21 protein-coding genes and 2 pseudogenes are annotated in these 25,660 nt (G+C 70.8%); 11 read left to right on the forward strand and 12 right to left on the reverse strand.

Annotated features, from left to right (window positions below; translation table 11 throughout):
- Positions 1-116: 116 nt before the first annotated feature.
- Positions 117-2,438, reverse strand: coding sequence for a transglycosylase domain-containing protein (locus tag ACFY3I_RS37335; protein WP_365286600.1), 2,322 nt, complete (start codon positions 2,436-2,438; stop codon positions 117-119).
- Positions 2,439-2,975: 537 nt separating this feature from the next.
- Here ACFY3I_RS37335 and wblA point away from each other — a divergent pair.
- Entirely contained in the window at positions 2,976-3,314 is a 339-nt protein-coding gene (gene wblA, locus ACFY3I_RS37340; protein ID WP_063777071.1) for a transcriptional regulator WblA, read from the forward strand.
- Between the two features lie 235 nt (positions 3,315-3,549).
- On the opposite strand, the gene ACFY3I_RS37345 is transcribed toward wblA, so the two are convergent.
- Positions 3,550-5,025 (reverse strand): ArsA family ATPase, encoded by a 1,476-nt coding sequence (locus ACFY3I_RS37345; RefSeq protein ID WP_390865429.1) that lies wholly within the window; start codon positions 5,023-5,025, stop codon positions 3,550-3,552.
- A complete protein-coding gene (locus ACFY3I_RS37350; protein ID WP_365286596.1) occupies positions 5,022-5,999 on the reverse strand; it encodes an ArsA-related P-loop ATPase in 978 nt (325 codons plus the stop codon). The genes ACFY3I_RS37345 and ACFY3I_RS37350 overlap by 4 nt, the downstream gene beginning before the upstream one ends.
- Before the next feature lie 152 nt (positions 6,000-6,151).
- Here ACFY3I_RS37350 and ACFY3I_RS37355 point away from each other — a divergent pair, with 152 nt between their 5' ends.
- From ACFY3I_RS37355 to ACFY3I_RS37370, 4 genes are all read left to right on the forward strand, one after another.
- On the forward strand, positions 6,152-6,310 hold the full coding sequence (locus ACFY3I_RS37355; RefSeq protein WP_019992579.1) for a DUF4177 domain-containing protein: 159 nt from the start codon (positions 6,152-6,154) through the stop codon (positions 6,308-6,310).
- Positions 6,307-6,774, forward strand: a complete 468-nt coding sequence (locus ACFY3I_RS37360) for a RidA family protein (RefSeq protein ID WP_390865430.1) — start codon at positions 6,307-6,309, stop codon at positions 6,772-6,774. The genes ACFY3I_RS37355 and ACFY3I_RS37360 overlap by 4 nt, the downstream gene beginning before the upstream one ends.
- 93 nt (positions 6,775-6,867) lie before the next feature.
- Positions 6,868-7,743, forward strand: coding sequence for an NUDIX hydrolase (locus tag ACFY3I_RS37365; protein WP_365286592.1), 876 nt, complete (start codon positions 6,868-6,870; stop codon positions 7,741-7,743).
- 2 nt (positions 7,744-7,745) lie between these two features.
- Positions 7,746-8,576, forward strand: coding sequence for an MBL fold metallo-hydrolase (locus tag ACFY3I_RS37370; RefSeq protein WP_390865431.1), 831 nt, complete (start codon positions 7,746-7,748; stop codon positions 8,574-8,576).
- Between the two features lie 57 nt (positions 8,577-8,633).
- On the opposite strand, the pseudogene ACFY3I_RS37375 reads toward ACFY3I_RS37370, so the two are convergent.
- Positions 8,634-9,462, reverse strand: a pseudogene (locus tag ACFY3I_RS37375) (nucleotidyltransferase domain-containing protein).
- Between the two features lie 92 nt (positions 9,463-9,554).
- A complete protein-coding gene (locus tag ACFY3I_RS37380) occupies positions 9,555-10,229 on the reverse strand; it encodes a Crp/Fnr family transcriptional regulator (protein WP_018547939.1) in 675 nt (224 codons plus the stop codon).
- Between the two features lie 342 nt (positions 10,230-10,571).
- Between ACFY3I_RS37380 and nth the strand changes: the two genes are divergently transcribed.
- The 3 genes from nth to ACFY3I_RS37395 all read left to right on the forward strand — a co-directional run bounded on the left by nth (position 10,572) and on the right by ACFY3I_RS37395 (position 13,645).
- On the forward strand, positions 10,572-11,627 hold the full coding sequence (gene nth / locus ACFY3I_RS37385; RefSeq protein ID WP_390865432.1) for an endonuclease III: 1,056 nt from the start codon (positions 10,572-10,574) through the stop codon (positions 11,625-11,627).
- Between the two features lie 97 nt (positions 11,628-11,724).
- On the forward strand, positions 11,725-12,432 hold the full coding sequence (locus ACFY3I_RS37390; RefSeq protein ID WP_390865433.1) for an NUDIX hydrolase: 708 nt from the start codon (positions 11,725-11,727) through the stop codon (positions 12,430-12,432).
- A gap of 13 nt (positions 12,433-12,445) precedes the next feature.
- Positions 12,446-13,645 (forward strand): MarP family serine protease, encoded by a 1,200-nt coding sequence (locus ACFY3I_RS37395; protein WP_365286835.1) that lies wholly within the window; start codon positions 12,446-12,448, stop codon positions 13,643-13,645.
- 4 nt (positions 13,646-13,649) lie between these two features.
- Here the strand turns inward: ACFY3I_RS37395 and ACFY3I_RS37400 are convergent, their stop codons facing one another.
- From ACFY3I_RS37400 to ACFY3I_RS37425, 6 genes and pseudogenes are all read right to left on the reverse strand, one after another.
- The gene (locus ACFY3I_RS37400; RefSeq protein WP_390865434.1) at positions 13,650-13,829 is read right to left on the reverse strand and encodes a hypothetical protein; all 180 of its coding nucleotides are present in this window, start codon (positions 13,827-13,829) and stop codon (positions 13,650-13,652) included.
- Positions 13,830-13,956: 127 nt separating this feature from the next.
- Entirely contained in the window at positions 13,957-14,877 is a 921-nt protein-coding gene (locus tag ACFY3I_RS37405; RefSeq protein WP_390865435.1) for an alpha/beta fold hydrolase, read from the reverse strand.
- The gene (locus tag ACFY3I_RS37410; protein ID WP_365286578.1) at positions 14,874-15,359 is read right to left on the reverse strand and encodes a phage holin family protein; all 486 of its coding nucleotides are present in this window, start codon (positions 15,357-15,359) and stop codon (positions 14,874-14,876) included. Before ACFY3I_RS37410 ends, ACFY3I_RS37405 begins: the two co-directional genes overlap by 4 nt.
- Before the next feature lie 51 nt (positions 15,360-15,410).
- A pseudogene (gene nhaA, locus ACFY3I_RS37415) lies at positions 15,411-16,883 on the reverse strand (Na+/H+ antiporter NhaA).
- A 188-nt stretch (positions 16,884-17,071) separates the two neighbouring features.
- The gene (acs, locus tag ACFY3I_RS37420; protein WP_390865437.1) at positions 17,072-19,030 is read right to left on the reverse strand and encodes an acetate--CoA ligase; all 1,959 of its coding nucleotides are present in this window, start codon (positions 19,028-19,030) and stop codon (positions 17,072-17,074) included.
- A 173-nt stretch (positions 19,031-19,203) separates the two neighbouring features.
- Positions 19,204-21,612, reverse strand: a complete 2,409-nt coding sequence (locus tag ACFY3I_RS37425) for a SulP family inorganic anion transporter (RefSeq protein WP_390865438.1) — start codon at positions 21,610-21,612, stop codon at positions 19,204-19,206.
- A gap of 339 nt (positions 21,613-21,951) precedes the next feature.
- Here ACFY3I_RS37425 and ACFY3I_RS37430 point away from each other — a divergent pair, with 339 nt between their 5' ends.
- Positions 21,952-23,214 carry a hypothetical protein gene (locus ACFY3I_RS37430; RefSeq protein WP_390865439.1) on the forward strand — a complete coding sequence of 421 codons (1,263 nt, stop codon included), beginning with the start codon at positions 21,952-21,954 and terminating at the stop codon, positions 23,212-23,214.
- Positions 23,215-23,278: 64 nt separating this feature from the next.
- Here ACFY3I_RS37430 and ACFY3I_RS37435 read toward each other — a convergent pair whose 3' ends face one another.
- Positions 23,279-24,259, reverse strand: a complete 981-nt coding sequence (locus ACFY3I_RS37435; protein WP_390865440.1) for an ATP-binding protein — start codon at positions 24,257-24,259, stop codon at positions 23,279-23,281.
- Between the two features lie 101 nt (positions 24,260-24,360).
- Here ACFY3I_RS37435 and ACFY3I_RS37440 point away from each other — a divergent pair, with 101 nt between their 5' ends.
- Both ACFY3I_RS37440 and ACFY3I_RS37445 read left to right on the forward strand, forming a co-directional pair.
- A complete protein-coding gene (locus tag ACFY3I_RS37440; RefSeq protein ID WP_365286566.1) occupies positions 24,361-25,185 on the forward strand; it encodes an oxidoreductase in 825 nt (274 codons plus the stop codon).
- Positions 25,186-25,229: 44 nt separating this feature from the next.
- Positions 25,230-25,660, forward strand: a 431-nt coding sequence (locus ACFY3I_RS37445; RefSeq protein WP_390865446.1) for a transposase family protein, incomplete at its 3' end; no start/stop codon positions are given.

A 25,660-nucleotide genomic window follows, 5' to 3' on the forward strand; every position in this document is an offset into this window, starting at 1 on the left:
CCGGAGGCCTGCCGGTCCACCGGAGGCCCTTGTTCCGGGCGGTACGACGGCGGGGCCGCACCTCTGCGAGAGAGGTGCGGCCCCGCCGTCGTACCCGTGGGAGAGCGGGAGGCAGGTCAGTTCCTGCGTCCGCCGTTTCCGTTGCCGCCGATCCCGTTCCCGCCGTTGCCGCCGTTTCCGTTCCCGCCGTTCCCGTTGCCCTGGATGAAGCCGTCGGGGAGGGAGAACGTGGGGTTCGGGTTGGCTCCGCCGTCGCCCGGGCCGCCGTCGCCCGCGCCGCCGACGAGGCCGCCGATCAGGCCGCCCGTGTCGCCGCCGCGGCCGTGGCCGTTCCCGTGGCCGTTTCCGTCACCCTTGTCGTGGTCGGGCTCGTCGGGGATGTCGATGAGGTTGAAGGACTCCGTCTGCTTGCCCTCCAGGGCGCCGGTCATGGCGTCCTTCCAGATCGGGCCGGGCGTGTCGGCGCCGTAGACCTCACCGTGGTACACACCGCCGATGGTGATGTTGGTCATCTCGATGTCCTGCTTGGCGCTGCCGACCCAGACCGCGCCGGCGAGATTCGGCGTGTAGCCGACGAACCAGGCGTTCTTGCGCGCGTCCGTCGTACCGGTCTTGCCCGCGCTCTCGCGGTCGTCCAGGCCGGCCTCCTGACCGGTACCGGAGTCGACCACTCCGCGCAGCAGGGTGTTGATGCTGTCGGCGGTCCGCTCGCTCATCGCCCGCGAACACGTCGACTTCGGCACGGCCAGGGACTTCTGCTCGTTGCCGACCTTCTGCGTGATCGACTCGATGGCGACGGGCGTGCAGTACATGCCCCGGTCGGCGAAGGTGGCGTACGCGCTCGCCATGGTCAGCGGGGAGAGACCGATCGCGCCGAGGGCGATGGACGGGGTCTGCGGGAGCTTCGAGCCGTCGCCCTGGTGGACGTGGAGCGCGTCGGTCATCTTGACCACCGGGCACAGGCCGATGTCGGAGATCAGCTGGACGAAGTAGGTGTTGATGGACTTCGCCATCGCCTTCTTCATCTGGTACGGCCCGACCTCGGACTCGTTCTCGTTCTCGACCTGCTCGTTCTCCGTGTTGACCCACTGCTTGCCGTCGCACTGCTGGACGGGGCTCGGGTAGGCCATCTTGTACGGCGCCGAGTACTGCTGCGTCGCCGGCTTGCCGCCCTCGATGGCGGCCGCGGCCACGAACGGCTTGAACGTCGAACCCGTCGGGAAGCCGTAGTTGGAGCCGCCGTAGGCGTGGTCGACCGAGAAGTTGTACTCGGTCTCGTTCTTGTTGTAGCCGTACGGCTTCGACTGGCCCATCGCCAGGATCTTGCCGCTGCCGGGTTCCACGAGGGTGGCGGCCGCGGCGACCGAGTCGGCCTTGTAGACGTGGTCCTTGATCGAGCTCTGCACCGAGTCCTGGGCCTGGGGGTCCAGGGTGGTGCGGATGGTCAGACCGCCCTGGTTCCAGAGCTTGGCGCGCGCCTCGCGGGTCTTGCCGAAGGTCTCGTCGGTCAGGAAGACGTTCTCGACGTACTTGCAGAAGAACCCGGCGCCCTTGGTGGCGGTGATGCAGCCGTTCTTGGGCTGGGTGACGTGCAGGCCGAGCGGGGCCTCCTTGGCCTTGTCGGCCTCCGCCTGGGAGATGTCGCCGAGCTGGGCCATCCGCTCGAGGACGACGTTGCGCCGCTTGGTCGCCTCGGCCTCGTCGTTGACCGGGTCGTAGCGGCTGGGCGACTGCACGATGCCGGCCAGCAGGGCCGACTGCTGGAGGTTGAGGTTCTTGGCGTGCTGGGAGAAGTAGCGCTGGGAGGCGGCCTCGATGCCGTAGGCCTGCTCTCCGAAGAAGGTGATGTTCAGGTAGTTCTCGAGGATCTTCTTCTTGCCGAGCTTCTCCTCCAGCTGGATCGCGAACTTCAGCTCCTTGACCTTGCGGCCGAGGGTCTGCTGAGTGGCCTGGGCGACCTTGGTGGGGTCGTCGCCGGCCTCCTCGATGAAGTAGTTCTTGACCAGCTGCTGGGTCAGCGTGGAGGCGCCCTGGGCGACCCCGCCGCTCACCGCGTTCTTGTTCAGCGCGCGCAGGACGCCCTTGAGGTCGATGGCGCCGTGCTGGTAGTAGCGCGAGTCCTCGATCGCGACGATCGCCTTCTGCATGTACGGCGAGATGTCCTTGAGCTCCACCACCGTGCGGTCACGGGAGTAGACCTGGGCGATCTGGTTGCCCTTGCTGTCGAGGATCCTGGTGCGCTGGCTGAGCTGGGGGCTCTTCAGGTTGGCGGGGATGTCGTCGAAGCCCTGGACCGAACCCTTGGCCGCGAGGCCCAGGGCGCCGGCCGCGGGCAGTGCGATGCCCGCCATCACGGCTCCCGCGAGCACACTGACACCGAGGAATTTGGCGGCCTGCTGCGTGGTGGACAGACCACCGCCCGAGCGCTTCTTTGGCATGGGGGCAGCCTAATCCGTAGGGATGAGCATTCCGTGTGAGCGAGCGGCTCTCGGGATGTTCGAGTGCAGGATCGTGACATAGAGGGCGACCGGCCGCCGCTGCCTGACGGCGCGACGGCATGAACGGTCTACCTTGCCATTCGCCGGACACACGTACAGGCCTTGGCCTAAGCTGCTCTCAACTGTCACAGCAGCGCGGCCACGTATCAATACGTCCGGCGACCCCGAATCGTTCCGGAACCTGCCCACTTTTTTTCGGGTGATGTGTTGATGGTGTGTCCGAATCCGCCTCGTGTGTCATCCGGCGTCCGTTGTGACGCGCCACAGCTGTCCCGGTATGCCGGGATGATCACGCTTGTCGTCGGCTCACTCCCGCGGGTGATCTGCCGCTTACCCATAGTCCGTTCGGGCCATTCAAGATTGGGCCCGAAGGGGGTGTTGCGCTGTGCCCACCTTCCGTAACGTCCTCAACTGGCGGCGGTGAATATGCCGCTGCCGCCGTGGGGGAGCCTCGATTCGGGAGAGGACGGCGCCGGTATGGGCTGGGTAACCGACTGGAGTGCGCAGGCCGCCTGCCGCACTACCGATCCGGATGAACTGTTCGTTCAGGGAGCAGCGCAGAACAGGGCCAAGGCGGTGTGCACCGGGTGTCCGGTACGCACGGAGTGTCTGGCCGACGCGCTCGACAATCGTGTCGAGTTCGGCGTATGGGGAGGAATGACGGAGCGGGAGCGCCGCGCACTGCTGCGCAGGCGACCCACCGTGACCTCCTGGCGCAGGCTTCTGGAGACAGCGCGTTCGGAGTACGAGCGGGGGACCGGCATCGTCCCCCTCGACAACGACGAGGTGTACGAGAACTACGCGGCAGTGAGCTGACTCACCCGCCGCACCACTGACGGAACAACCCGCCGAGCTGCCGGAGGCATACGCCTCCCGGGGTTTCGCGGGCGTACGACCGGCCGGCGGACCCACGATCGGCTACCGGCCGGCGGGCCCACGCCCGCCACCGACCGGCGCGCGGCCCCACGGCAGCTCTGCCATGGCTGTGTCTGCGCGGCGCCGGCGGCTCCTGTGGGTCTAAGGGTCCTATGGCTCCTGTGGGTCCGAGCCGCTACGGCAGCTCCGGGCGGGCGGCCGCGAGCCGGTCGCCGATGTCCCGCAGCCCGGCCAGGTCATGCACGTCGCCGGGCAGCGCGGCGACTTCCACCACGGCCACCTCGGGGTGGCGTGCGGTGAAGCGGTCACGGGTGCGCTGCTCGCGGGAGAGCAGCTGCATGCGCTCGGCGTGCAGCTTCAGCAGGCCCGCGGTGAGCTGGTCCACGGTGCGACCCGGGTCGCCGGAGGAACCGGATCCGTCGGTCCCCGGCCGGGACGAGGGGGATTCGTCCGCGCGGGGTGCCGGGGCTTCCTGGTCCGCCGGGTGGGTCTCGGACGTCGTCGTCCCGTCGGGTCCGGACGAGGGGGAGCCGTCGGACTCGGACGTGGATGATTCGGAACTGCCGTACGTCTCGGGAGAGTTACGAAGTCCAGCTTTCCCGTCACCCTGATCCACAATGCCGGGCTCCTCAAGATTTTCCGCGGCGGCGAGCGCCCGCTCGGCGGACAGCCGGCTGGCACCGCTGCCGTGCACGCGGTTGAGGACCAGACCGACCAGCGGCATGTCCTCCGCGGCCAGCCGCTGCACGAAGTACGCGGCCTCGCGCAGCGCGTCCCGCTCCGGGGCCGCCACCACCAGGAAGGCCGTACCGGGCGCCTGGAGCAGCTTGTACGTGGCGTCCGCGCGGGTACGGAACCCGCCGAACGTCGTGTCCATCGCGGCCACGAAGGTCTGCACGTCCTTGAGCAGTTGCCCGCCGAGCAGCTTGCCCAGGGTGCCGGTCATCATCGACATGCCGACGTTCAGGAAGGCCATGCCCGCGCGGCCGCCCAGCTTCGCCGGCGCGGTGAGCAGGCGGATCAGCTTGCCGTCCAGGAAGGAGCCCAGCCGCTTCGGCGCGTCCAGGAAGTCCAGCGCGGAACGGGAGGGCGGGGTGTCGACGACGATCAGGTCCCACTCGTCCCGGGCCCGCAGCTGGCCCAGCTTCTCCATCGCCATGTACTCCTGCGTGCCGGCGAAGCCCGCCGAGAGCGACTGGTAGAAGGGGTTGGCCAGGATGGCGGCCGCCCGCTCGGCGTCCGCGTGCGCCTCGACGACCTCGTCGAAGGTGCGCTTCATGTCGAGCATCATGGCGTGCAGCTCGCCACCGCCGCGCCGCCCGCCGTCCTCGGCCGCGCCGGACTGTCCCGATTCGCCGCGGTCCTCGGTGCCCTTCACCTTCCGTGGCACGTTGTCGAGCGAGTCGATGCCCATGGACTGGGCCAGCCGCTTGGCCGGGTCGATGGTGAGCACGACCACCTTGCGACCGCGTTCGGCGGCCCGCAGCCCCAGCGCCGCGGCGGTCGTCGTCTTCCCGACCCCGCCCGAGCCGCAGCACACCACGATGCGGGTGGTGGGGTCGTCCAGCAGCGCGTCGACGTCGAGCGCGGGCGCGTGGGCCACCCGGCGCGTGCCGTCCTGCGCCGGGTCCGGATCCGGGTCCGAAGTCATGACATCCCCTGTTCCCGCAGCTCGGTGGCGAGTTCGTACAGGCCCGCCAGGTCCATCCCCTCGGTGAGCAGCGGCAGTTCGTGCCGCGGCAGGTCCAGCTCGGCGAGGACCGCGCGCTGCTCGTGCTCCAGTGCGTACCGCTCGGCGTACTCGGTGGCCTGCGCGAGCAGCGGGTCCACCAGCTGCTCCGCCTTGCCGCCGCGGCGCGCCCCGCCCAGGCCCGCGGCGGACAGCGCCTGCGCCACGGCGGTGCGCGGCACCGTCCGTACGAGTTCCAGGTCGGCCGCGTCCAACACCTCCGGCCGGACCATGTTCACGATGACCCGTCCCACCGGCAGCCGCGCGGCGCGCAGTTCGGCGATGCCGTCGGCGGTCTCCTGGACCGGCATCTCCTCCAGGAGGGTGACCATGTGCACCGCCGTCTCCCGGGACTTCAGCACCCGCATCACGGCCTGCGCCTGATTGTGTATCGGGCCGATCTTGGCGAGCCCGGCCACCTCGTCGTTCACGTTCAGGAAGCGGGTGATGCGGCCGGTCGGCGGGGCGTCCATCACGACGTAGTCGTAGATGAACCGGCCGGCCTTGTCCTTCCGGCGCACCGCCTCGCACGCCTTGCCGGTCAGCAGGACGTCCCTCAGGCCCGGTGCGATGGTGGTGGCGAAGTCGATCGCGCCGAGCTTCTTCAGGGCCCGGCCGGCCCCGCCGAGCTTGTAGAACATCTGGAGGTAGTCCAGAAGGGCCAGTTCGGGATCGATGGCCAGTGCATGGACCTCACCGCCTCCCGGCGCGACCGCGATCTTCCGCTCTTCGTACGGCAACGCCTCCGTCTCGAAGAGCTGGGCGATGCCCTGCCGGCCCTCGACCTCGACGAGAAGCGTCCGCTTCCCCTCGGTCGCGAGGGCGAGCGCGAGTGCGGCGGCGACCGTCGTCTTTCCGGTCCCGCCCTTGCCGCTGACGACCTGGAGCCTGCTCACATCTTCGAGACTAACCATTCGGCCGGACACTCACGCGGGAGGCTGTGGACAACCGTGCGTACGGTCGGCCGCCGAGGCCGGTCGCGGACCGCCCCCACCGGCCCGCCCCTCGGCCACGTGTCCCGTCCGTCACAGCGGATACAGTCGGCCCCATGACCAAGTGGGAATACGCAACCGTGCCGCTGCTCGTCCATGCCACGAAGCAGATTCTGGACACCTGGGGCGAGGACGGCTGGGAGCTCGTCCAGGTCGTGCCCGGGCCCAACAACCCCGAGCAGCTGGTGGCCTACCTGAAGCGGGAGAAGCCGTGACGAGCACTGTCGAGGCCAAGCTGGCCGAACTCGGTCTCTCGCTGCCGGCGGTCGTCCCGCCGCTCGCCGCCTACCAGCCGGCCGTCCGGTCGGGCGTGTACGTCTACACCTCCGGCCAGCTGCCGATGGTGGACGGCAAGCTCCCGGTCACCGGCAAGGTCGGCGCCGAGGTCACCGCGGAGGAGGCCAAGGAACTGGCCCGCACCTGCGCGCTGAACGCCCTGGCGGCCGTGAAGTCCGTCGCCGGTGACCTCGACCGCGTCGCGCGCGTCGTGAAGGTCGTCGGCTTCGTCGCCTCCGCGGCCGACTTCACCGGTCAGCCCGGGGTGATCAACGGCGCCAGCGAGCTGCTCGGCGAGGTCCTCGGCGACAAGGGCGTGCACGCGCGCAGCGCGGTGGGCGTCGCGGTGCTGCCGCTGGACGCGCCGGTCGAGGTCGAGGTCCAGGTCGAACTGCTGCCGTAACCGCGTCCCCGGCCACGCCGGCCGCTCCGTGGCACCCCCGGGTGCCCCGGTGCCCCTCTCGAACATTCGCTCCCCAGGGGATAGCCTCCGGTAATGGCCGATGGACAGTGGTATCCCCCGGAGTGGCCGGACCGCATCCGCGCGCACGCGGAGGGCACCCTCGTGCCGGTGTCGCCGAAGCGCGCGGCGACCGTCCTGCTGCTGAAGGACACCCCTGGCGGTCCTGTCGTCCACATGCTGCGCAGACGCGCCTCCATGGCCTTCGCCGGAGGCGCGTACGCGTATCCGGGCGGCGGTGTCGACCCGCGCGACGACGACCACCAGGTCCGCTGGGCGGGCCCCTCGCGCGCGTGGTGGGCCGAGCGGCTCGGCGTGGACGAGGCGGGTGCCCAGGCGATCGTCTGCGCCGCCGTGCGCGAGACGTACGAGGAGGCCGGTGTCCTGCTGGCCGGACCGGCCGCCGACGCCGTGGTCGGGGACACCACCGGGGACGACTGGGAGGCCGACCGCGCGGCCCTGGTCGCGCGTGACCTGTCCTTCGCCCGGTTCCTGGACCGGCGGGGCCTGGTCCTGCGCTCGGACCTGCTGGGCGCCTGGACGCGCTGGATCACCCCGGAGTTCGAGACCCGCCGTTACGACACCTGGTTCTTCGTCGCCGCGCTCCCCGCGGGGCAGCGCACCCGGAACGCCTCCACCGAGGCCGACCGCACGGTGTGGATCCGTCCCGCGGAGGCGGCCGCCGGGTACGACAAGGGCGAGCTGCTGATGATGCCGCCCACCATCGCGACCCTGCGCCAGCTGACGCCGTACGGCACCGCCGCCGAGACACTCGCGGCGGCGCCCGCCCGGGACATGACGCCGGTGCTGGCCAGTGCCCGCCTGGAGGACGGCGAGATCGTCCTGACCTGGCCGGGCCACGGCGAGTTCACCAAGCGCATACCGACCGACCTGACGACCGGGGGAGCCTGAGCATGACGGACGCAGCAGCCCTGCCCGGTCAGCCGCGCGGCGGTGTCCTGTCGGGTCCCGCCACCGCACGGGCCGTCAACGTGCTGGCGCCCAACGCCTCCGTGATGACCCTGGACGGCACCAACACCTGGATCGTCGCCGAACCCGACTCCGACCTGGCCGTCGTGATCGACCCCGGTCCCCTGGACGAGGGCCACCTCGAGAACGTGGTCGACACGGCCGAGAAGGCCGGCAGACGCGTCGCGCTCACCCTCCTGACCCACGGCCACCCCGACCACGCCGAGGGCGCCGTCCGCTTCGCCGAGCTGACCGGCACGCGCGTGCGTGCCCTGGACCCGGCGCTGCGTCTGGGCGACGAGGGGCTGGCGGCCGGCGACGTGATCACGACCGGCGGTCTGGAGCTGCGGGTCGTGTCCACCCCCGGCCACACCGCCGACTCGCTGTGCTTCCACCTCCCCGCCGACCGCGCGGTCCTGACCGGCGACACCGTCCTCGGGCGCGGTACGACGGTGGTGGCCCACCCGGACGGCCGCCTGGGCGACTACCTGGACTCGCTGCGACGGCTGCGCTCCCTGACGGTCGACGACGGCGTCGACACCGTCCTGCCGGGCCACGGCCCGGTCCTGGAGGACGCCCAGGGGGCCGTCGAGTTCTACCTGGCGCACCGCGCCCACCGGCTCGCTCAGGTCGAGACGGCCGTGGAGAACGGCCACCGCAGCCCGGCCGCGGTCGTCGCGCAGGTCTACGCGGACGTGGACCGCTCCCTGTGGCCCGCCGCGGAGCTGTCGGTACGGGCCCAGCTGGACTACCTCGGCGAGCACGGGCTGATCTAGGCGAGCACGGGCTGATCTAGGCGAGCAGGGGCTGATCTAGCGGCGCCCCGCGGGGACCTAATCCCAGCCCTCGGGCCTGGGGGACTTCTCGCCGTGCACGCGTGTGTACTCGTCCGCCAGCCACGGGCCGAGGTCGTCGACGTAGGACCGCAGGACCGCGCGGTCGCCGACCGGCTCGTACCCCGACGCGGCCGCGCGGCGCAGTTGTTCGGACCGTTCCGGGTAGTAGCCGGCGAACGCCTCGGCCATCTCCCGTAGATCGCTCGTCCAGCCGTTCCAGCGGGGCATGACGAGAGTGAACCCGGTCCGCACGAGATGCCGGGACATGAAACGCACCAGCGGCCGCAAGGCCTCCTCGCCGTCACCCGCGGCCGCGATCCGCCGCCGCCAGCGCGGCAGGTGCAGGGCCAGGTCGCCGTTGGTCTCGCGGGCGAGCGTGGAGTCCGGGCGGTAGCGGGGCAGGAACTCGGCGAGGTCCTCGCCGAGCAGCGGGGTGCACAGGCAGGCCACGAACCAGCCGATGTCGTGGCGCTCCCGCTCGTCGAGCACCCGCGCGGGAGAAGAGCAGGGCCCCGACCCCGTCGATCTGCGGGAACTCCTTGTCGACGGCCTCGCCGAGGCCCCGGGCCGCGTCCCGGTCGGCGCCGGTCGGCTCCGACCGCAGGACGACCACCAGGTCCAGGTCGCTGCGTCCCACGCGCGCGGTGCCACGCGGGATCGAACCGTAGAGGTAGGCGCTGTCCAGCCGCGTCCCGAAGGCGTCCAGCAGTCGGTCGCGGGCGGCGGCGACCACGGGACGGAAAGCGAGCGGCACGCGCGCGTGCGATCCCTCGCGCTCGAAGAAGCCCAGGGCGTCGAGTCCTCTGGACGCGACCGTGTCAGACATGGACCAACCAAATCCGCGCCCGTCCGGTGACCAGGACGAGGCCGAGCGCCGACGACCGGGGATCCGGGGGCGGTGGCCCCCGGATACGGCGACTATCGCGAGCGCTTCGCCAGCCGCTCGACGTCCAGCAGGATCACGGCCCGCGCCTCCAGGCGCAGCCAGCCGCGCTGGGCGAAGTCGGCCAGCGCCTTGTTCACGGTCTCGCGGGACGCGCCGACCAGTTGGGCCAGCTCCTCCTGCGTGAGGTCGTGGACGACGTGGATGCCTTCCTCGGACTGCACGCCGAAGCGCCGCGACAGGTCCAGCAGGGCGCGCGCGACGCGGCCCGGGACGTCGGAGAAGACCAGGTCCGACATGGCGTCGTTGGTCTTGCGCAGCCGGCGGGCGACGGCGCGCAGCAGGGCGGTGGCCACCTCCGGCCGGGCGTTCAGCCAGGGCTGGAGGTCGCCGTGGCCCAGGCCCAGCAGCTTGACCTCGGTCAGCGCGGTCGCCGTGGCCGTACGCGGGCCCGGGTCGAACAGCGACAGCTCGCCGATCAGCTCGCCGGGGCCGACGACGGCGAGCATGTTCTCGCGGCCGTCGGGGGAAGTGCGGTGGAGCTTGACCTTGCCCTCGGTGACGACATACAGCCGGTCGCCCGGGTCGCCCTCGTGGAACAGGGAGTCGCCACGCGCGAGGGTCACCTCACTCATGGAGGCACGCAGCTCCGCGGACTGCTCGTCATCGAGCGCCGCGAAGAGCGGGTTGCGCCGCAGAACGTCGTCCACGAGTTCTCTCCTTGTCGACCTGCTCAGGGGATCTTGCTTCCCCTTGGTACCAGGGGACCGTGCTCCCCATTTTGCCGGACGATTCAAACAGTGTGATCTGTCACAAGGATGCCGCACAGGTGTCCCGAGGTAAGCGGCAGGGGTCCAATCGGGGGCCGATCTTCAGGGTCCGGGGCGGATGTCGGTGCCGGGCTCTAGGCTGGCCGAGTGTCCAAATCGCCGGTGAGAGCACAGGCCAAGGGGGCTGCGAGGGTGGTTGTACGTCGTGATTCCGCTGTGGGCGAACAGGGGTCCGATACTGCCTCCGGTGAGCCGCAAAAGGCGACGAAGGCGGCGAAGGCCGTGAAGAAGGCACCGGCGAAAAAGACGTCGGCGAAGAAGGCGGCGACCGCGACTGAGGCGGCGGTCGCGAAGAAAGCCACGGCGAAGACGGCCGCGGCGAAGAAGGCCGCATCGGGCAAGAAGACGGCCGCACCGGTGAAGGTGGCGGCGAAGAGGGCGGCGGCCGCACCGGCGAAGAAGGCGGTGGCCAAGAAGGCCGCGCCCGCCAAGAAGGCGGTGACCGAGAAGACCACGGCCGAGAAGACCCCGGCCGGGAAGTCGCGGGCGGCCTGGAAGCCCGAGTCGCACACCGCGCTGGTGCGCCGTGCCCGCCGGATCGACCGCGAGCTCGCGGAGGTCTACCCCTACGCCCACCCCGAGCTGGACTTCGAGAACCCCTTCCAGCTCCTGGTCGCCACGGTGCTCTCCGCGCAGACCACCGACCTGCGGGTCAACCAGACCACCCCGACGCTGTTCGCGAAGTACCCCACCCCCGAGGAACTGGCCGAGGCCAACCCCGAGGAGGTCGAGGAGATCCTGCGGCCCTGCGGATTCTTCCGGGCCAAGACCAAGTCGGTGATAGGGCTGTCCAGGGGCCTGGTGGAATCGTTCGGCGGCGAGGTGCCCGGGCGGCTCGAGGACCTCGTCAAGCTCCCCGGCGTCGGCCGCAAGACCGCCTTCGTCGTGCTGGGCAACGCCTTCGGGAGGCCCGGCATCACCGTGGACACGCACTTCCAGCGACTGGTCCGGCGCTGGAAGTGGACCGAGGAGAGCGAACCCGACAGGATCGAGGCGGCCGTCGGCGCGCTGTTCCCCAAGAGTGAGTGGACCGACCTGTCGCACCATGTGATCTGGCACGGCCGCCGGATGTGCCACGCCCGCAAGCCCGCCTGCGGGGTCTGTCCCATCGCCCCGCTCTGCCCGGCCTACGGCGAGGGCGAGACCGACCCGGAGAAGGCGAAGAAGCTGCTCAAGTACGAGAAGGGCGGCTTCCCCGGGCAGCGGCTCAAGCCGCCCCAGGCCTATCTGGACGCGGGCGGCAGGCCGGCGCCGCCGCTGGGCGCGTCAGGGATGTGACCCAGGGATCCTCTCAGGGGCCGAACACGGAACGATCAAGGAGTCGTCGGGCGTTGGAACAGGCAGGCCGGGGCAGCAGGTCGGGACGGGGGAAGCCATGACACAGGGCGGCAAGGCGCACACGGGGGACCCGCACGCGGGCGTGGCGCTCAGCACGGACGGCCTGCCGGAGTGGCTGGACCCGGTGGTGCGGGCCGCGGAGACGGTCCAGCCCCTCCAGCTGAGCCGCTTCCTGCCCCCGGAGAACGGCACGGGGCGGCAGTCGGCCGTGCTGATCCTGTTCGGCGAGGGTGAGCAGGGGCCGGAGCTGCTGCTCATGGAGCGGGCCGGCAGCCTGCGCTCGCACGCCGGGCAGCCGGCGTTCCCCGGTGGCGCCCTCGACCCCGAGGACGGCGACCCGAAGGCCGACGGGCCGCTGCGGGCCGCTCTCCGCGAGGCCGAGGAGGAGACCGGGCTGGACCCGGCCGGGGTCCAGTTGTTCGGGGTGCTGCCGAAGCTGTACATCCCGGTGAGCCACTTCGTGGTCACCCCGGTGCTGGGCTGGTGGCGCGCGCCGAGCCCGGTGGACGTGGTGGATCCGAACGAGACGGCGAGGGTCTTCACGGTCCCCGTGGCGGATCTCACGAATCCGGCCAACCGGGCGACCGCCATGCACCCCAGCGGTCATCGAGGTCCGGCATTCCTGGTCGAATCGACCCTGGTGTGGGGGTTCACGGCCGGAGTGATCGACCGGCTGCTGCACTACGCGGGATGGGAGCGCTCCTGGGACCGCGAGAAGCTGGTCCCGCTCGACTGGCGGTCATGACAGGGTGTCCACCGTGAATGTGCTGGACATCCTGTTGCTGGTCGCCGCCGTGTGGTTCGCGATCGTCGGCTACCGCCAGGGGTTCGTCGTCGGCATCCTGTCGGTGATCGGCTTCCTGGGCGGCGGACTCGTCGCCGTCTACGCTCTGCCCGTCATCTGGGACGCGGTGACCGACAACGCGGAGGTGGGCACGACCGCCGCCGTGGTGGCCGTGGTCGTCGTCATCGTCTGCGCCTCGGTCGGACAGGCCCTGACCACACATCTGGGCAACAAGCTGCGCCGGTACATCACCTGGTCCCCGGCCCGCGCCCTGGACGCCACCGGCGGCGCGCTGGTGAACGTGCTGGCGATGCTGCTGGTCGCCTGGCTGATCGGCTCCGCCCTCGCGGGCACCACCCTGCCTACCCTCGGCAAGGAGGTCCGCAGCTCCAAGGTGCTCCTCGGGGTGTCCAGGGCGCTGCCCAACCAGGCCGACACCTGGTTCGCGGACTTCTCCGCGGTCCTCGCGCAGAACGGCTTCCCGCAGGTCTTCAGCCCCTTCGCCAACGAACCGATCACGGACGTGTCGCCGCCCGATCCGGCCCTCGCCAACAGCGCGGTGGCCACCACCGCCAAGCGGTCCATCGTCAAGGTGACGGGTACCGCGCAGAGCTGCGGCAAGATCCTCGAGGGCACCGGCTTCGTGTTCGCCGACCGCCGGGTCATGACCAACGCGCACGTGGTCGGCGGCGTCGACGAGCCCACCGTCCAGATCGGCGGCGAGGGCCGCAGGTACGACGCCAAGGTCGTCCTGTACGACTGGCAGCGCGACATCGCCGTACTGGACGTGCCCAACCTGCCGGCGCGCGCGCTGAAGTTCGCCGCGCGGGACGCCGGGACCAGTGACAGCGCTATCGTCGCCGGATTCCCCGAGAACGGCTCCTACGACGTCCGGGCCGCCCGGGTGCGAGGCCGCATCACCGCCAACGGCCCGGACATCTACCACCGGGGCACCGTCCGCCGAGACGTCTACTCGCTGTACGCGACCGTCCGCCAGGGCAACTCCGGCGGACCGCTGCTGACACCCGAGGGCCGGGTGTACGGGGTCGTCTTCGCGAAGTCACTGGACGACGCGGACACCGGGTACGCCCTGACGGCCGACGAGATCCAGCCGGACATCGCCCGGGGCCGTACGGCGAATCAGCAGGTCGGGACCGACAGCTGCGCGCTGTGATCGATCATGTGCGGGTATGACGCAGACGGACCGAGACCCAGCGGGCCCGGCGGCGCAGAATGTGCGGAATCCCCACCCTGAGGTCCGTGCCCGGCAGCTGCGGGACGGCTCCTCGATGGGAGCCCAGACCGCCTGCCGTACGGCGGTTGCGGGGTGCGTCACTGTAGTCGTGCGTCCAGCCCATACCCCGACGTCTGCCCCCGCCCCAAGGTCGATAACCTCCGGTGCGGCCCCCAATCGGCCTATGCGCCAGGCATGTGGCCGTTCGTAGAACAGGTGTGCAGATCCGGATACCGGGCGTATCGGCCCGGTCACCGATCGGGTTCGGGATCCTTCAGCCAGTTGATCAGTTCGGTGGAGAACGCGGCCGGGTCCTCTTCGTGCGGGAAGTGCCCGAGTCCGTCGAACAGCCGCCAGCGGTACGGGGCTTCGACGTACTCGCCGGAGCCGGCGGCGCTGCGGGTGCGGGCCACCGGATCCAGGGAACCGTGCAGATGCAAGGTCGGGACGCGGACCGGACGCTTCATCCGGCGGTTGAACTGGATGCCGTCCGGGCGGGCCAGCGAGCGCACCAGCCAGCGGTAGGGCTCGATCGAGCAGTGTGCGGTGGAGGGGATGCACATGGCCCGCTGGTACGTCTCCACCGCCTCGTCCTCCGGCAGCCGCGGGCCCGACCAGTCCCGGATCAGCCGGCCGACCAGCGCGCCGTCGTCGGCGGTGAGCTGCCGCTCGGGCACCCACGGCCGCTGGAAGCCCCAGATGCAGGAGGCGGCGGCGGACTGCCGGCGGTCCCGGAGCATCGCCGAGCGCCAGCGCCGCGGGTGCGGCATGGACACGACCGCGAGTCGTCGTACCAGCTTGGGGCGCATGGCGGCCGCGGTCCACGCCAGGTAGCCGCCCAGGTCGTGGCCGACCAGCGCGGCGTCCGGCTCACCGAGTGAGCGGATCACGCCGGTGATGTCGAGGGCCAGGTTGGCCGGGTCGTAGCCGCGTGGGGTCCGGTCGCTGCCGCCGACACCCCTGAGGTCCATGGCGACGGCGCGGAAGCCCGCGTCGGCGAGCGCCACCAGCTGGTGCCGCCAGGCCCACCAGAACTCCGGGAATCCGTGCACCAGCATGACCAGCGGGCCGTCGCCGAGTTCGGCGATGTGGAAGCGCGCGCCGTTCGCGGCGACGTCCCGGTGGGTCCATGGGCCTTCGAGCCGGACGGGCGAGGGGGCGGGATCGCTCATGACGACGAGCGTCCCACAGCCTCGATGGCCGGCACGTCATCCCTGGGGAGTGCGGGACGCGGGTGCGGCTTGGCGTTCTGCAGTACGCCCGCCGACTCCTTCATCGACGCGGCCACCTTCTGGGGGCCCTTGCCCTTCTTGGCCTTCTTCGCGAACACCACGCCGATCAGCGCGAGGGCGACGGCCACCAGGACGTTCGCCGCGAAGGAGAGCAGGAAGCAGATCGCGAGGTTCCAGTGGCTCCAGGTGCGAATGCCGTACGCCAGCGCGAAGTTGAGCATCGGCAGGGAGAACAGCAGCAGCGCGCCGGCCACCGAGAAGGCGCCGCCGCTCGTCGCGCCCCGCTTGACGTCCTGCTTCAGCTGGGCCTTGGCCAGCGCGATCTCGTCGTGCACCAGCGCCGACATCTCGGCCGTGGCCGAGGCGAACAACTGGCCGATGCTGCGTTCGGCACCGACCGGGCTGCCGTCGGGTGCGCTCATCGCGGTCTCCCTCTGCGTACGTGTCATCGTCTTTTGTACCGTCTCGTCAGATCATGCCGGACGGTCGCCCTGCGCGCCTGCCCCGCCCAGTACTTCGGCACGCGCGTCGTGCCGTCGGCGGCCTCAACGCGGTCGCTGCCCGGTGGCCTGACCGGCCTTCTCGGCGGCCATCCGGCGGTGTTCGGCGGCCTTGCGGTCGTAGATCTCCGCCATCCGCAGGTGGTACGCCGGGTCGTCCTGCGCGTAGACGTCCGGGATGCCGTCCCGGTCGTCGTCCCGTTCCTCGGCCTCGACCAGCCGCCGGTACCGGGCGTTGCGTATCTTCAGCAGCACGGTGGCGCACAGGGCCGCGATCAGCGAGCCGGTGAGCACCGAGGCCTTGACCTCGCCGGTGAGCACCGCGTCGCCCTCGAAGGCCAGTTCGCCGATGAGCAGCGACACCGTGAAGCCGATGCCGGCGAGCGAGGCGACCGCGAAGACGTCGCCCCAGGCCAGGTCCTCGCTGAGCGAGGCCCGGGTGAAGCGGGCGGTCAGCCAGGTCCCGCCGAAGATCCCGACGGTCTTGCCGACCACCAGCCCGAGGACCACCCCGAGCGTCTCGGGTCTGCCGAACACGTCCCCGAGCGCTCCGCCGGACACCTTCACGCCCGCGCTGAAGAGCGCGAACAGGGGCACGGCGAGCCCGGCCGACAACGGCCGCACCAGATGCTCCAGGTGCTCGCCGGGGGAGTGCTGTTCGCCCTGACGGGTGGTGCAGCGCAGCATGAGGCCCATGGCGACACCGGCGATGGTCGCGTGCACGCCGCTGTTGTACATGAGCGCCCAGATGACGAGCGCGAGCGGCACGTACACGTACCAGCCGCGTACGCCCTTTCGCAGCAGCAGCCAGAAGACGGCCAGTCCGAGGACCGCGCCGCCGAGCGCGGCGAAGTCGATCCTGGCGGTGAAGAAGACCGCGATGATCAGGATCGCGAACAGGTCGTCGACGACCGCGAGGGTGAGCAGGAAGGCGCGCAGGGCGCCCGGCAGCGAGGTGCCGATGACGGCCAGTACCGCCAGCGCGAAGGCGATGTCGGTGGCCGTGGGCACCGCCCAGCCCTGGGTGGAGCCGTGGCCGGCGAGGTTGGTGAGGGTGTAGACGAGCGCCGGAACCGCCATGCCGCACAGTGCGGCGACCACCGGTAGTACGGCCGCCTTCGGGTCCCGCAGGTCGCCGGCCACCAGTTCACGCTTGAGTTCGATGCCGGCGACGAAGAAGAAGACCGCCAGCAGGCCGTCGGCGGCCCAGTGGGCGACGGAGAGGTTCAGGCCGAGGGTGCCGGGGCCCAGGTGGAAGTCGCCGACGGTCTCGTAGCTGTGGTGCAGCCCCGGTACGTTCGCCCAGACCAGGGCGGCGACCGCGGCGATCAGCAGCAGCACACCGCCGACGGTCTCGGTCCGCAGCGCGTCCGCCACGAAGGTCCGCTCGGGCAGTGAGAGCCGGCCGAGGACCTTGCGGGCGGTGGTGGTGCGGGGCGCGGACACGGGACCTCCGGTCGGTGGGCAGGACGGAACTACTGCCGACCAGACTTCCCGGCACACCTTGAGGCTTACACTGCTTTGCTTAGTTTACCTAAGATGTTCCGAGGGTGCCAGGTGGGTCTCACGCTAAGCGCAAAGAGGGCGCCCGGCGCGTTTCGCGCCGGGCGCCCTCCGGGACGTCGGGGTCCGGGTCAGTCCTCGCTCGGCGCCGCCGGGAGCTTCGCCTGGATGAGGTCCATGACCGTCGAATCCGTCAGCGTGGTCACGTCACCGAGCTGGCGGTTCTCGGCGACGTCACGGAGCAGCCGGCGCATGATCTTGCCCGAGCGGGTCTTCGGCAGCTCCGCCACCGGCAGCACCCGCTTGGGCTTGGCGATCGGGCCGAGCGTGGCGCCGACGTGGTTGCGCAGCGCGTCGACAAGGCCCTCGTCCTCGGCGTTCGCCGTGCCGCGCAGGATCACGAAGGCGACGATCGACTGCCCGGTCGTCTCGTCGGCCGCGCCGACCACGGCCGCCTCGGCGACCGACGGGTGCGACACCAGCGCCGACTCCACCTCGGTCGTCGAGATGTTGTGCCCGGAGACGAGCATGACGTCGTCCACCCGGCCGAGCAGCCAGATGTCGCCGTCGTCGTCCTTCTTCGCGCCGTCACCCGCGAAGTACCTGCCCTCGAAGCGCGACCAGTAGGTGTCCAGGAACCGCTGGTCGTCGCCCCAGATGGTGCGCAGCATCGACGGCCACGGCTCGGTCAGCACCAGGTAGCCGCCACCGCCGTTGGGCACCTCGTGGGCCTCGTCGTCCACCACGGTGGCCGAGATGCCCGGCAGCGGGGTCTGCGCGGAACCGGGCTTGGTCGCGGTGACACCCGGCAGCGGCGAGATCATCATCGCGCCGGTCTCGGTCTGCCACCAGGTGTCCACGATGGGGGTCCTGTCGGCGCCGATGTGCTTGCGGTACCAGATCCAGGCCTCGGGGTTGATCGGCTCGCCCACCGAACCCAGCACCCGCAGGGAGGACAGGTCGAACTTCGCGGGGATGTCGTCGCCCCACTTCATGAACGTCCGGATCGCGGTGGGCGCGGTGTACAGGATCGTCACCCCGTACTTCTGCACGATCTCCCAGAACCGGCCCTGGTGCGGGGTGTCCGGGGTGCCCTCGTACATCACCTGGGTGGCGCCGTTGGCCAGCGGCCCGTACACGATGTACGAGTGGCCGGTCACCCAGCCGACGTCGGCCGTGCACCAGTACACGTCCGTCTCCGGCTTGAGGTCGAACACCGCCCAGTGCGTGTACGACGCCTGGGTGAGATAGCCGCCCGAGGTGTGCAGGATGCCCTTCGGCTTACCCGTCGTACCGGACGTGTACAGGATGAACAGCGGGTGCTCGGCGTCGAACGCCTCGGGCGTGTGCTCCGCCGACTGCCGCTCGACGATCTCGTGCCACCACACGTCCCGCGTGTCGTCCCAGGCCACCTCCTGGCCGGTGCGCCGGACGACCAGCACGTGCTCGACGTTGCCCGCCTTGCCGGCCGCCTCGTCCACGGCGGGCTTGAGAGCCGACGGCTTGCCGCGCCGGTAGCCGCCGTCGGAGGTGATGACCACCTTGGCGTCCGCGTCCTGGATGCGGGTGGCGAGCGCGTCCGCCGAGAAGCCGCCGAAGACCACGGAGTGCGCGGCGCCGATCCGGGCGCAGGCGAGCATCGCGATCGCCGTCTCCGGGATCATCGGCATGTAGACCGCGACCCGGTCGCCCTTCTGGACGCCGAGCTCCAGCAGCGCGTTCGCCGCTTTGGAGACCTCGTCCTTGAGCTCGGCGTAGGTGATCGCGCGGCTGTCGCCGGGCTCACCCTCGAAGTGGATGGCGACCCGGTCGCCGTTGCCCGCCTCCACATGCCGGTCCACGCAGTTGTACGCGACGTTGAGCTCGCCGTCCTTGAACCACTTCGCGAACGGCGGGTTCGACCAGTCCAGCGTCTCGGTCGGCTCCTTGGCCCAGGTCAGCCGACGGGCCTGCGCGGCCCAGAAGCCGAGCCTGTCAGCCTTGGCCTGTTCGTACGCCTCGGCCGTGACATTGGCGTTCTCGGCCAGGTCAGCGGGCGGCGCGAAGCGTCGCTCCTCCTTCAAGAGGTTGGCCAGGCTTTCGTTGCTCACGACATCTCCCTTTCCAAGGGTGTCCGTTGTGTCCCAGGCCACAGCTCATCAGACCCGGGGGTCCGGTGACAAGGGCCGTCCAAAAATTGGTTTAGACCTGTTGGGTGCGGCGGGCCGCGCGAGGCCCACCGGCGCCGGCCTGGACGGCGCCGGCAGGCCCTCGCCGCCCGCTCTCAGGCCGGGCTGTGCAGCTCCTCCGCGCCCGGTACCCCCTCGAACACCTCACCCTCCTCCTCGTCGCCGGCCCGGCGCAGGAGATACGCCTGCGCCTCGCCCACATGGAAGTACATGCCCTGCAGCTCCAGCTCCCCGGCGGCCAGCGCGCGCGCCACCGAGTCGTGCGCCCGCAGGTGCTCCAGCTGCTGGACCACGTTGGTCAGGCAGAGCCGTTCCACCGTGTCCGCCGCCGCCCGGCCGGCCAGCCGGACCCCCGGCCAGCCGTCGTCGGCCAGCCGCGCCAGGCTCGGCAGCCCGTGCCGCAGCCAGCGCCCGAGCGGACTGGTGCCACCCCCGGACCCGGAACCCAGCAGCGCCTGCATCGCCCCGCATCCGGAGTGCCCGCACACCGTGACGGACCGCACCTTCAGCACGTCCACCGCGTACTCGATCGCCGCCGCCACCGAGTCGTCGCCGTTCTCCTCACCCGGAGGGGGGACCAGGTTGCCGACGTTGCGGACCACGAACAGGTCACCCGGACCACTGGAGGTGATCATCGACGTGACGAGCCGGGAGTCGGCGCAGGTGAGGAAGAGCTGCGACGGCCGCTGCCCGTCGCGCGCCAGCCGGGCCAGTTCGTCCCGCACCAGGGGCGCGGTGTCACGCTGGAACACGCCGATCCCGTGGGCGAGTTCATGACCGGTCCCGGCCGCCTTGCCGCCCCAGCGGGCGAGGCCCCACCGGGCGGGGCCGGATCCATGGCCGGGCTCCGGGCGGGGCCTGGGACGAGGCCCGTGCTCCGGCGCGTGCCCGTACTCCGGTGCGCGCACGCCCACCCGGCAGCCGGTGAGCTCGGCCGAGCCGCCCTGCGCGGTGTGGGCCCGCTGCCAGTCCCGCAGCGACTCGTAGGCCGCGTGGTCCATGAAGGAGCCGTCCAGCTCCACCTCGGCGCGGGCGCCGTGGGGTACGAGATGCAGGGCTCTGCTGAGCCGGGGGACCGCCAGGAACGTCAGCTGTCCTCTGACATGGATGCGATGGACTCCTTCCTGTACTTCGTGGGTGATGCGGGTGCGGGCGAGGCGGTGCAGGGACAGGGCGACGGCCACGGCGACCCCGAGGAGCACACCCTCGAGGACACCGATGAGCGCCACCCCGAGAGTGGTGACGGCGTACACCGCGACCTCACGGTGGCGGGTCACCGTGCGGATGTGGTGCAGGGACACCATCTGGATGCCGACGGCCATCACCAGGGCGGCGAGCGAGGCGAGCGGGATGAGATCCAGGACCGGGACCATCAGCAGCGCGGCGGCTACTACGAAAACGCCGTGCAGCATCGTGGAGTTCCGGCTGACGGCACCGGATTGCACGTTCGCCGAACTGCGCACCGCGACCCCCGCGACCGGCAGTCCGCCGAGTGCCCCGGAGACGATGTTCGCCGAGCCCTGACCGAGCAGTTCGCGGTCCAGGTCGGAGCGGCCGACCCGGGACTGGGGTCCGGTGCGGCCGGCCACCAGTTTGTCCACGGCGACCGCGCCGAGCAGCGACTGCACACTGCACACCAGCGTGGTGGTGAGCACCGCGGCGACGATGTCGAGCGCGGGCCCCTCGGGCAGCCCCGCCAGGGCGTGACTGCTCCAGGACGGCAGGTCGACCCGGGGCAGCGTGAGGCCGGTGAGCGTGGCGACCGCGGTGGCACCGGCGACGGCGACCAAGGCCGCCGGAACCGTGCGCAGCGCGCGGCCCGCTCTGCCCGGGATCCGGGGCCAGCCGAACAGCAGGCCGAGGGTCAGCACGCTCATGGCCACGGCGGCCGGGTGCAGGTGGGCCAACTGCGCGGGCAGCGCCCGGATGTTGGCGAGGACCGAGCTCTGCGGGTTGCCCCCGAGCACGATGTGCAGCTGGGCGACGGCGATGGTGACACCGATGCCGGCGAGCATGCCGTGCACCACGGCCGGGCTGACGGCGAGCGCGGTACGGGCCACCCGCAGGCAGCCCAGACCGAGTTGGGCCAGGCCGGCCAGGACGGTGATGCCGCAGGTGGTGCGCCAGCCGTAGCGGTGGATGAGATCGGCGGTGACCACGGTCAGTCCGGCGGCCGGGCCGCTGACCTGGAGCGGGCAGCCACCGAGCCGCCCGGCGACCAGCCCGCCGACGGCCGCCGCGACCAGGCCGGCCTGGAGCGGGGCGCCGGTGGCGAGGGCGATGCCCAGGGACAGCGGCAGGGCGATCAGGAAGACCGCGACGGACGCCGACACATCGGCGCCCTCGATCCGGAAGCGGCCGCGCGGGGGCGCGGGTGGGCCCGGCGGGCGGTCGGAGTCCTTGGCGGGCCCGGCAGCCGTGGCCTCGGCCGGGGCTCCGGACGGGGCTCCGGACCGGGCGGGTCCGAGGTTCTCGGGGTGGGTGGGTACGCAGGCTGACGACATGTTTCCCGTCTCCTCCGGGGCAGCGCGGTCGCGGAACAGGGGGTCCCCTCGCCAGGGGGCCGGGGCGTGGTCGCGGCCGTGGGTCACGGCGTGCAGTGGCGGGATGAATCAACGCTCAGTAAATGAATCGTAATGCAGAGTAAAAGTCGTGCATGGATTTTCTGTGCAAATGGGGCACATGCTCACCTCCATGGGTGAAGTGAGCAGTTCATCGGCTTGTCGTATTAATCCCTCTCTCGGTCCTATGCGACCTTGGCGGCGCTGTCGGCACATACCCGGCACACCGCCATAAAACGTCGTGATCGGCGTTCGCCGAGAGAAGGAAGAAGGTGGGCGGAATTGGCTGCCACCCAGAGGATCACCGCCGGCGCCGTGGCCGCCGCGGCCTGTGCCGCGTCGCTGGCGGGTTGCGCGACCGGCACCAGCACCGAGGAGGGGGCGCCCGGGCCACAGAAAGGAGCACCGGCGCCCCAGAGCGTGGTCCGTCTGATCGGTGACGGTTCCACCGCGTACACCGGAGCGCAGCCCCGTCTGCCGCGGCCGGAGAAGCTTCAGCCGGGCGAGAAGCCCCCGCAGTTCGTGGTGTTCTCCTGGGACGGCGCGGGCGAGGACAGCCAGAAGCTGTTCTCGCACTTCCGCAAGGTCTCCAAGGAGAACAACGCGACCATGACGTACTTCCTCAGCGGCGTGTACATGCTGCCCGAGGAGAAGCGCGACCTCTACCGCCCCCCGCAGCACTCACCCGGCCGCTCCGAGATCGGCTTCAACGACGAGCAGGGCATCTCCGACACGGTCAAGCAGCTGCGGCTGGCCTGGCTGGAGGGCAACGAGATCGGCACCCACTTCAACGGGCACTTCTGCGGTCCCGACGGAGGTGTCGGCGAGTGGTCGGTGGCGGAGTGGAAGAGCGAGATCGCCCAGGCCAAGAAGTTCGTGAAGAGCTGGAAGACCAACGCGGGCATGAAGAACGCCGCCCCGCTGCCCTTCGACTACGACAAGGAGCTCATCGGCGCCCGCACCCCCTGCCTGGAGGGGCAGAAGAACTTCGTGAAGGCGGCGAGCCAGTTGGGCTTCCGCTACGACACCAGCGGTGTCAACGACCAGGTCTGGCCCAAGAAGCGGGAAGGGCTGTGGGACCTGTCGATGCAGCTCGTCCCCTTCCCCGGCCACTCCTTCGAGCAGCTGACCATGGACTACAACTTCATGGTCAACCAGTCCGGCACCTCCACCCAGGGCGACCCCGACAAGTACGACTACTGGGGCGACCAGATGCGTGACGGGCTGATCCAGGGCTTCAACCGGGCCTACGACGGCAATCGCGCACCGCTCGTCATCGGGAACCACTTCGAGTCCTGGAACGGCGGCACCTACATGCGGGCCATCGACGAGGTGATCGAGAACGTCTGCAACAAGCCCGAGGTGCGCTGCGTCTCCTTCCACCAGCTGGCCGACTGGCTCGACGCCCAGGACCCGAAGGTCCTGGCGAGACTGCGCACCCTGGACGTGGGCGAGGCCCCGCGCCAGGGCTGGGCGTCCTTCCTCTCCGGCCGGCCCGCCCCGGCACCGAAGGGGGTGCCCGGGGCGCCGGCGGTGAAGCAGTAGCCGGCACGAGGGCGGCTTCGGCGGGTGGCGGGAGCTGCTCCCGCCGGCGGAGTGCCCACCTCCGTCAGGCGGGTGCCGCCACTCCCTCGCCGAGCACGAAACCGGGGTCGATCTGCGCGGCCAGGTCGACCCCGGTGCGCTCGTTCCCCCAGGACTGGGCGTTCTTCAGGTGGAAATGGACCATCTGGCGGGTGTAGCGCTCCCAGTCCCGCAGCTCGTACGTGGCGTCGGCGGCGACCCTGAGAGTGCGCAGGGCGCGGGAGTTGGCGTCCTCCAGGAGGTCGAACCGGGGCGGCCGGCCCTTCTCCATGGCGCGCACCCAGTCCGAGTGCCCGACCGTGACCAGCAGGTCGTCCCCGACCTCCGCGCGGAGGAAGTCGATGTCGTCCTGCCCCTGCACCTTGTTGCCGACGACCTTCAGCACCACGCCGAAGTCCCGGGCGTACTCCTTGTACTGGCGGTAGACGGAGACCCCCTTCCGGGTCGGCTCGGCGACGAGGAACGTGATGTCGAAGCGGGTGAACAGGCCGGAGGCGAAGGAGTCCGAACCCGCCGTCATGTCGACCACGACGTAGTCGTCGGAGCCGTCGACGAGGTGGTTCAGGAACAGCTCGACCGCTCCGGTCTTGGAGTGGTAGCAGGAGACCCCCAGGTCGGCGTCAGTGAAGGGCCCGGTGACCATCAAACGGACGGCACCGCCGTCGAGTTCCACCGGGCGGGCGCAGGCGTCGTAGACCGGATTGGGTTCCCTGACCCTGACCAGCCGCGAACCCTCGCCGGGCGGGGTGGTCTTGATCATCGTCGCGGCGGAGGCGATGCGCGGGTTGTTGCCGCGCAGGTAGTCCTTGATCACGGAGAGCCGCTCGCCCATGGCGGGCAGCGCCGCCGACTCCCTCTCGTCGAGGCCGAGAGCGGGGCCCAGGTGCTGGTTGATGTCGGCGTCGACGGCGACGACCGGCGCACCGGCTGCCGCGAGGTGGCGGATGAATAGGGAGGAGAGCGTGGTCTTGCCGCTGCCGCCCTTCCCCACGAAAGCAATTTTCATGTTCACAAAGCGTAGTCGGACAGTAGCTGTACGTGTCAGGGGAAGTGAAGAAGACCACTCCTTCGTGGAGTGGCGGGCAGGGGGTGCGTAGGGTCGTACTCATGAGTACGACAGGTGCGACCGCCGATCCGCTCGCGGCCCTCGGATCGCTGCCCGGAGTGGCCGAGTCCGTGGAGTCCGTACGCAAGGCCGTGGACCGGGTCTACGGGCACCGGGTCATGCGGCGCCGCAGCAACGCCGTCACCTCCGAGGCCGCGCTGCGCGGCGCCCGGGGCAGTGCGGCGCTGTCCGGCGCCGACTGGGCGCTGGAGGAGGTCCGGCGGCGCTCCGACTTCGGTGCCGACGACGAGGCGCGCGTGGTGGGCGCGGCCCTGCGGCTGACCGCCGAGGCCGGCCAGCTGCTCTCCATCTGGCGGCAGTCCCCGCTGCGCGTGCTGGCCCGGCTGCACCTGGTGGCGGCCGCGACCGGCGACGACGAGGTGGGCCGGCCGCGCCGGGCCGGTGAGCGTGTCGAGGAGCCGCTGATCGAGCTGCCGCTGCCGGACGCGGACGAGGTGTCGGGGCGTCTCGACGGTCTCGCGGAACTGATCATCGCGGGGAGTGCCGCGCCGGCGCTGGTGACGGCCGCCGTGGTGCACGGCGAGCTGCTCGCGCTGCGGCCCTTCACCTCGAACAACGGGCTGGTCGCGCGCGCGGCCGAGCGGATCGTGCTGATCGGCAGCGGCCTCGACCCCAAGTCGGTCTGTCCCGCCGAGGTCGGGCACGCCGAACTGGGCCGCGCCTCCTACGCGGCGGCCCTGGACGGGTACGTCTCCGGGACTCCGGACGGCATGGCCGCCTGGATCGCGCACTGCGGGCGCGCGGTCGAGCTGGGCGTCCGGGAGTCGACGGCGGTCTGCGAGGCGCTGCAGCGCGGCGCGGCCTAGAGGTTGTCCCGTAACCCGTGTGGCGGTTGCTGCGTTGCCTGGGCATGGGTGGGGTGATCTCAGCGGATGATCCGAAGTGGATCGAGCCGTTCTCCGGGCTGTCCGAGGTGCAGTTCGCAAGGCTGGTTGCGTTGGTACGGCGCCGTGGCGGCGCCGTACAGCGCGGCCGCCCCTGGCGACTGCCGCTGGAGGACCGGGTGCTGCTGGTGGCCACGTACTGGCGGACGAACCTCACCTTGCGTCAGATAGCGCCGCTGTTCGGAGTCTCGAAGTCCGCGGCGGACCGCATTCTCGATCACCTCGCACCCCTGCTGGCCATCTCGCCAGCCCGTCGACCGCGCAAGGACACCGTCTATATCGTCGACGGCACCCTGGTGCCTACCCGCGACCGCAGCATCGCCGCTTCCAGTAAAAACTACCGCTACTCGACCAACCTGCAGGTCGTCATCGACGCCAACAGCCATTTGGTCGTCGC

Origin of the sequence: Streptomyces sp. NPDC001068, from assembly GCF_042897315.1 — a bacterium.
Classification (GTDB): domain Bacteria; phylum Actinomycetota; class Actinomycetes; order Streptomycetales; family Streptomycetaceae; genus Streptomyces.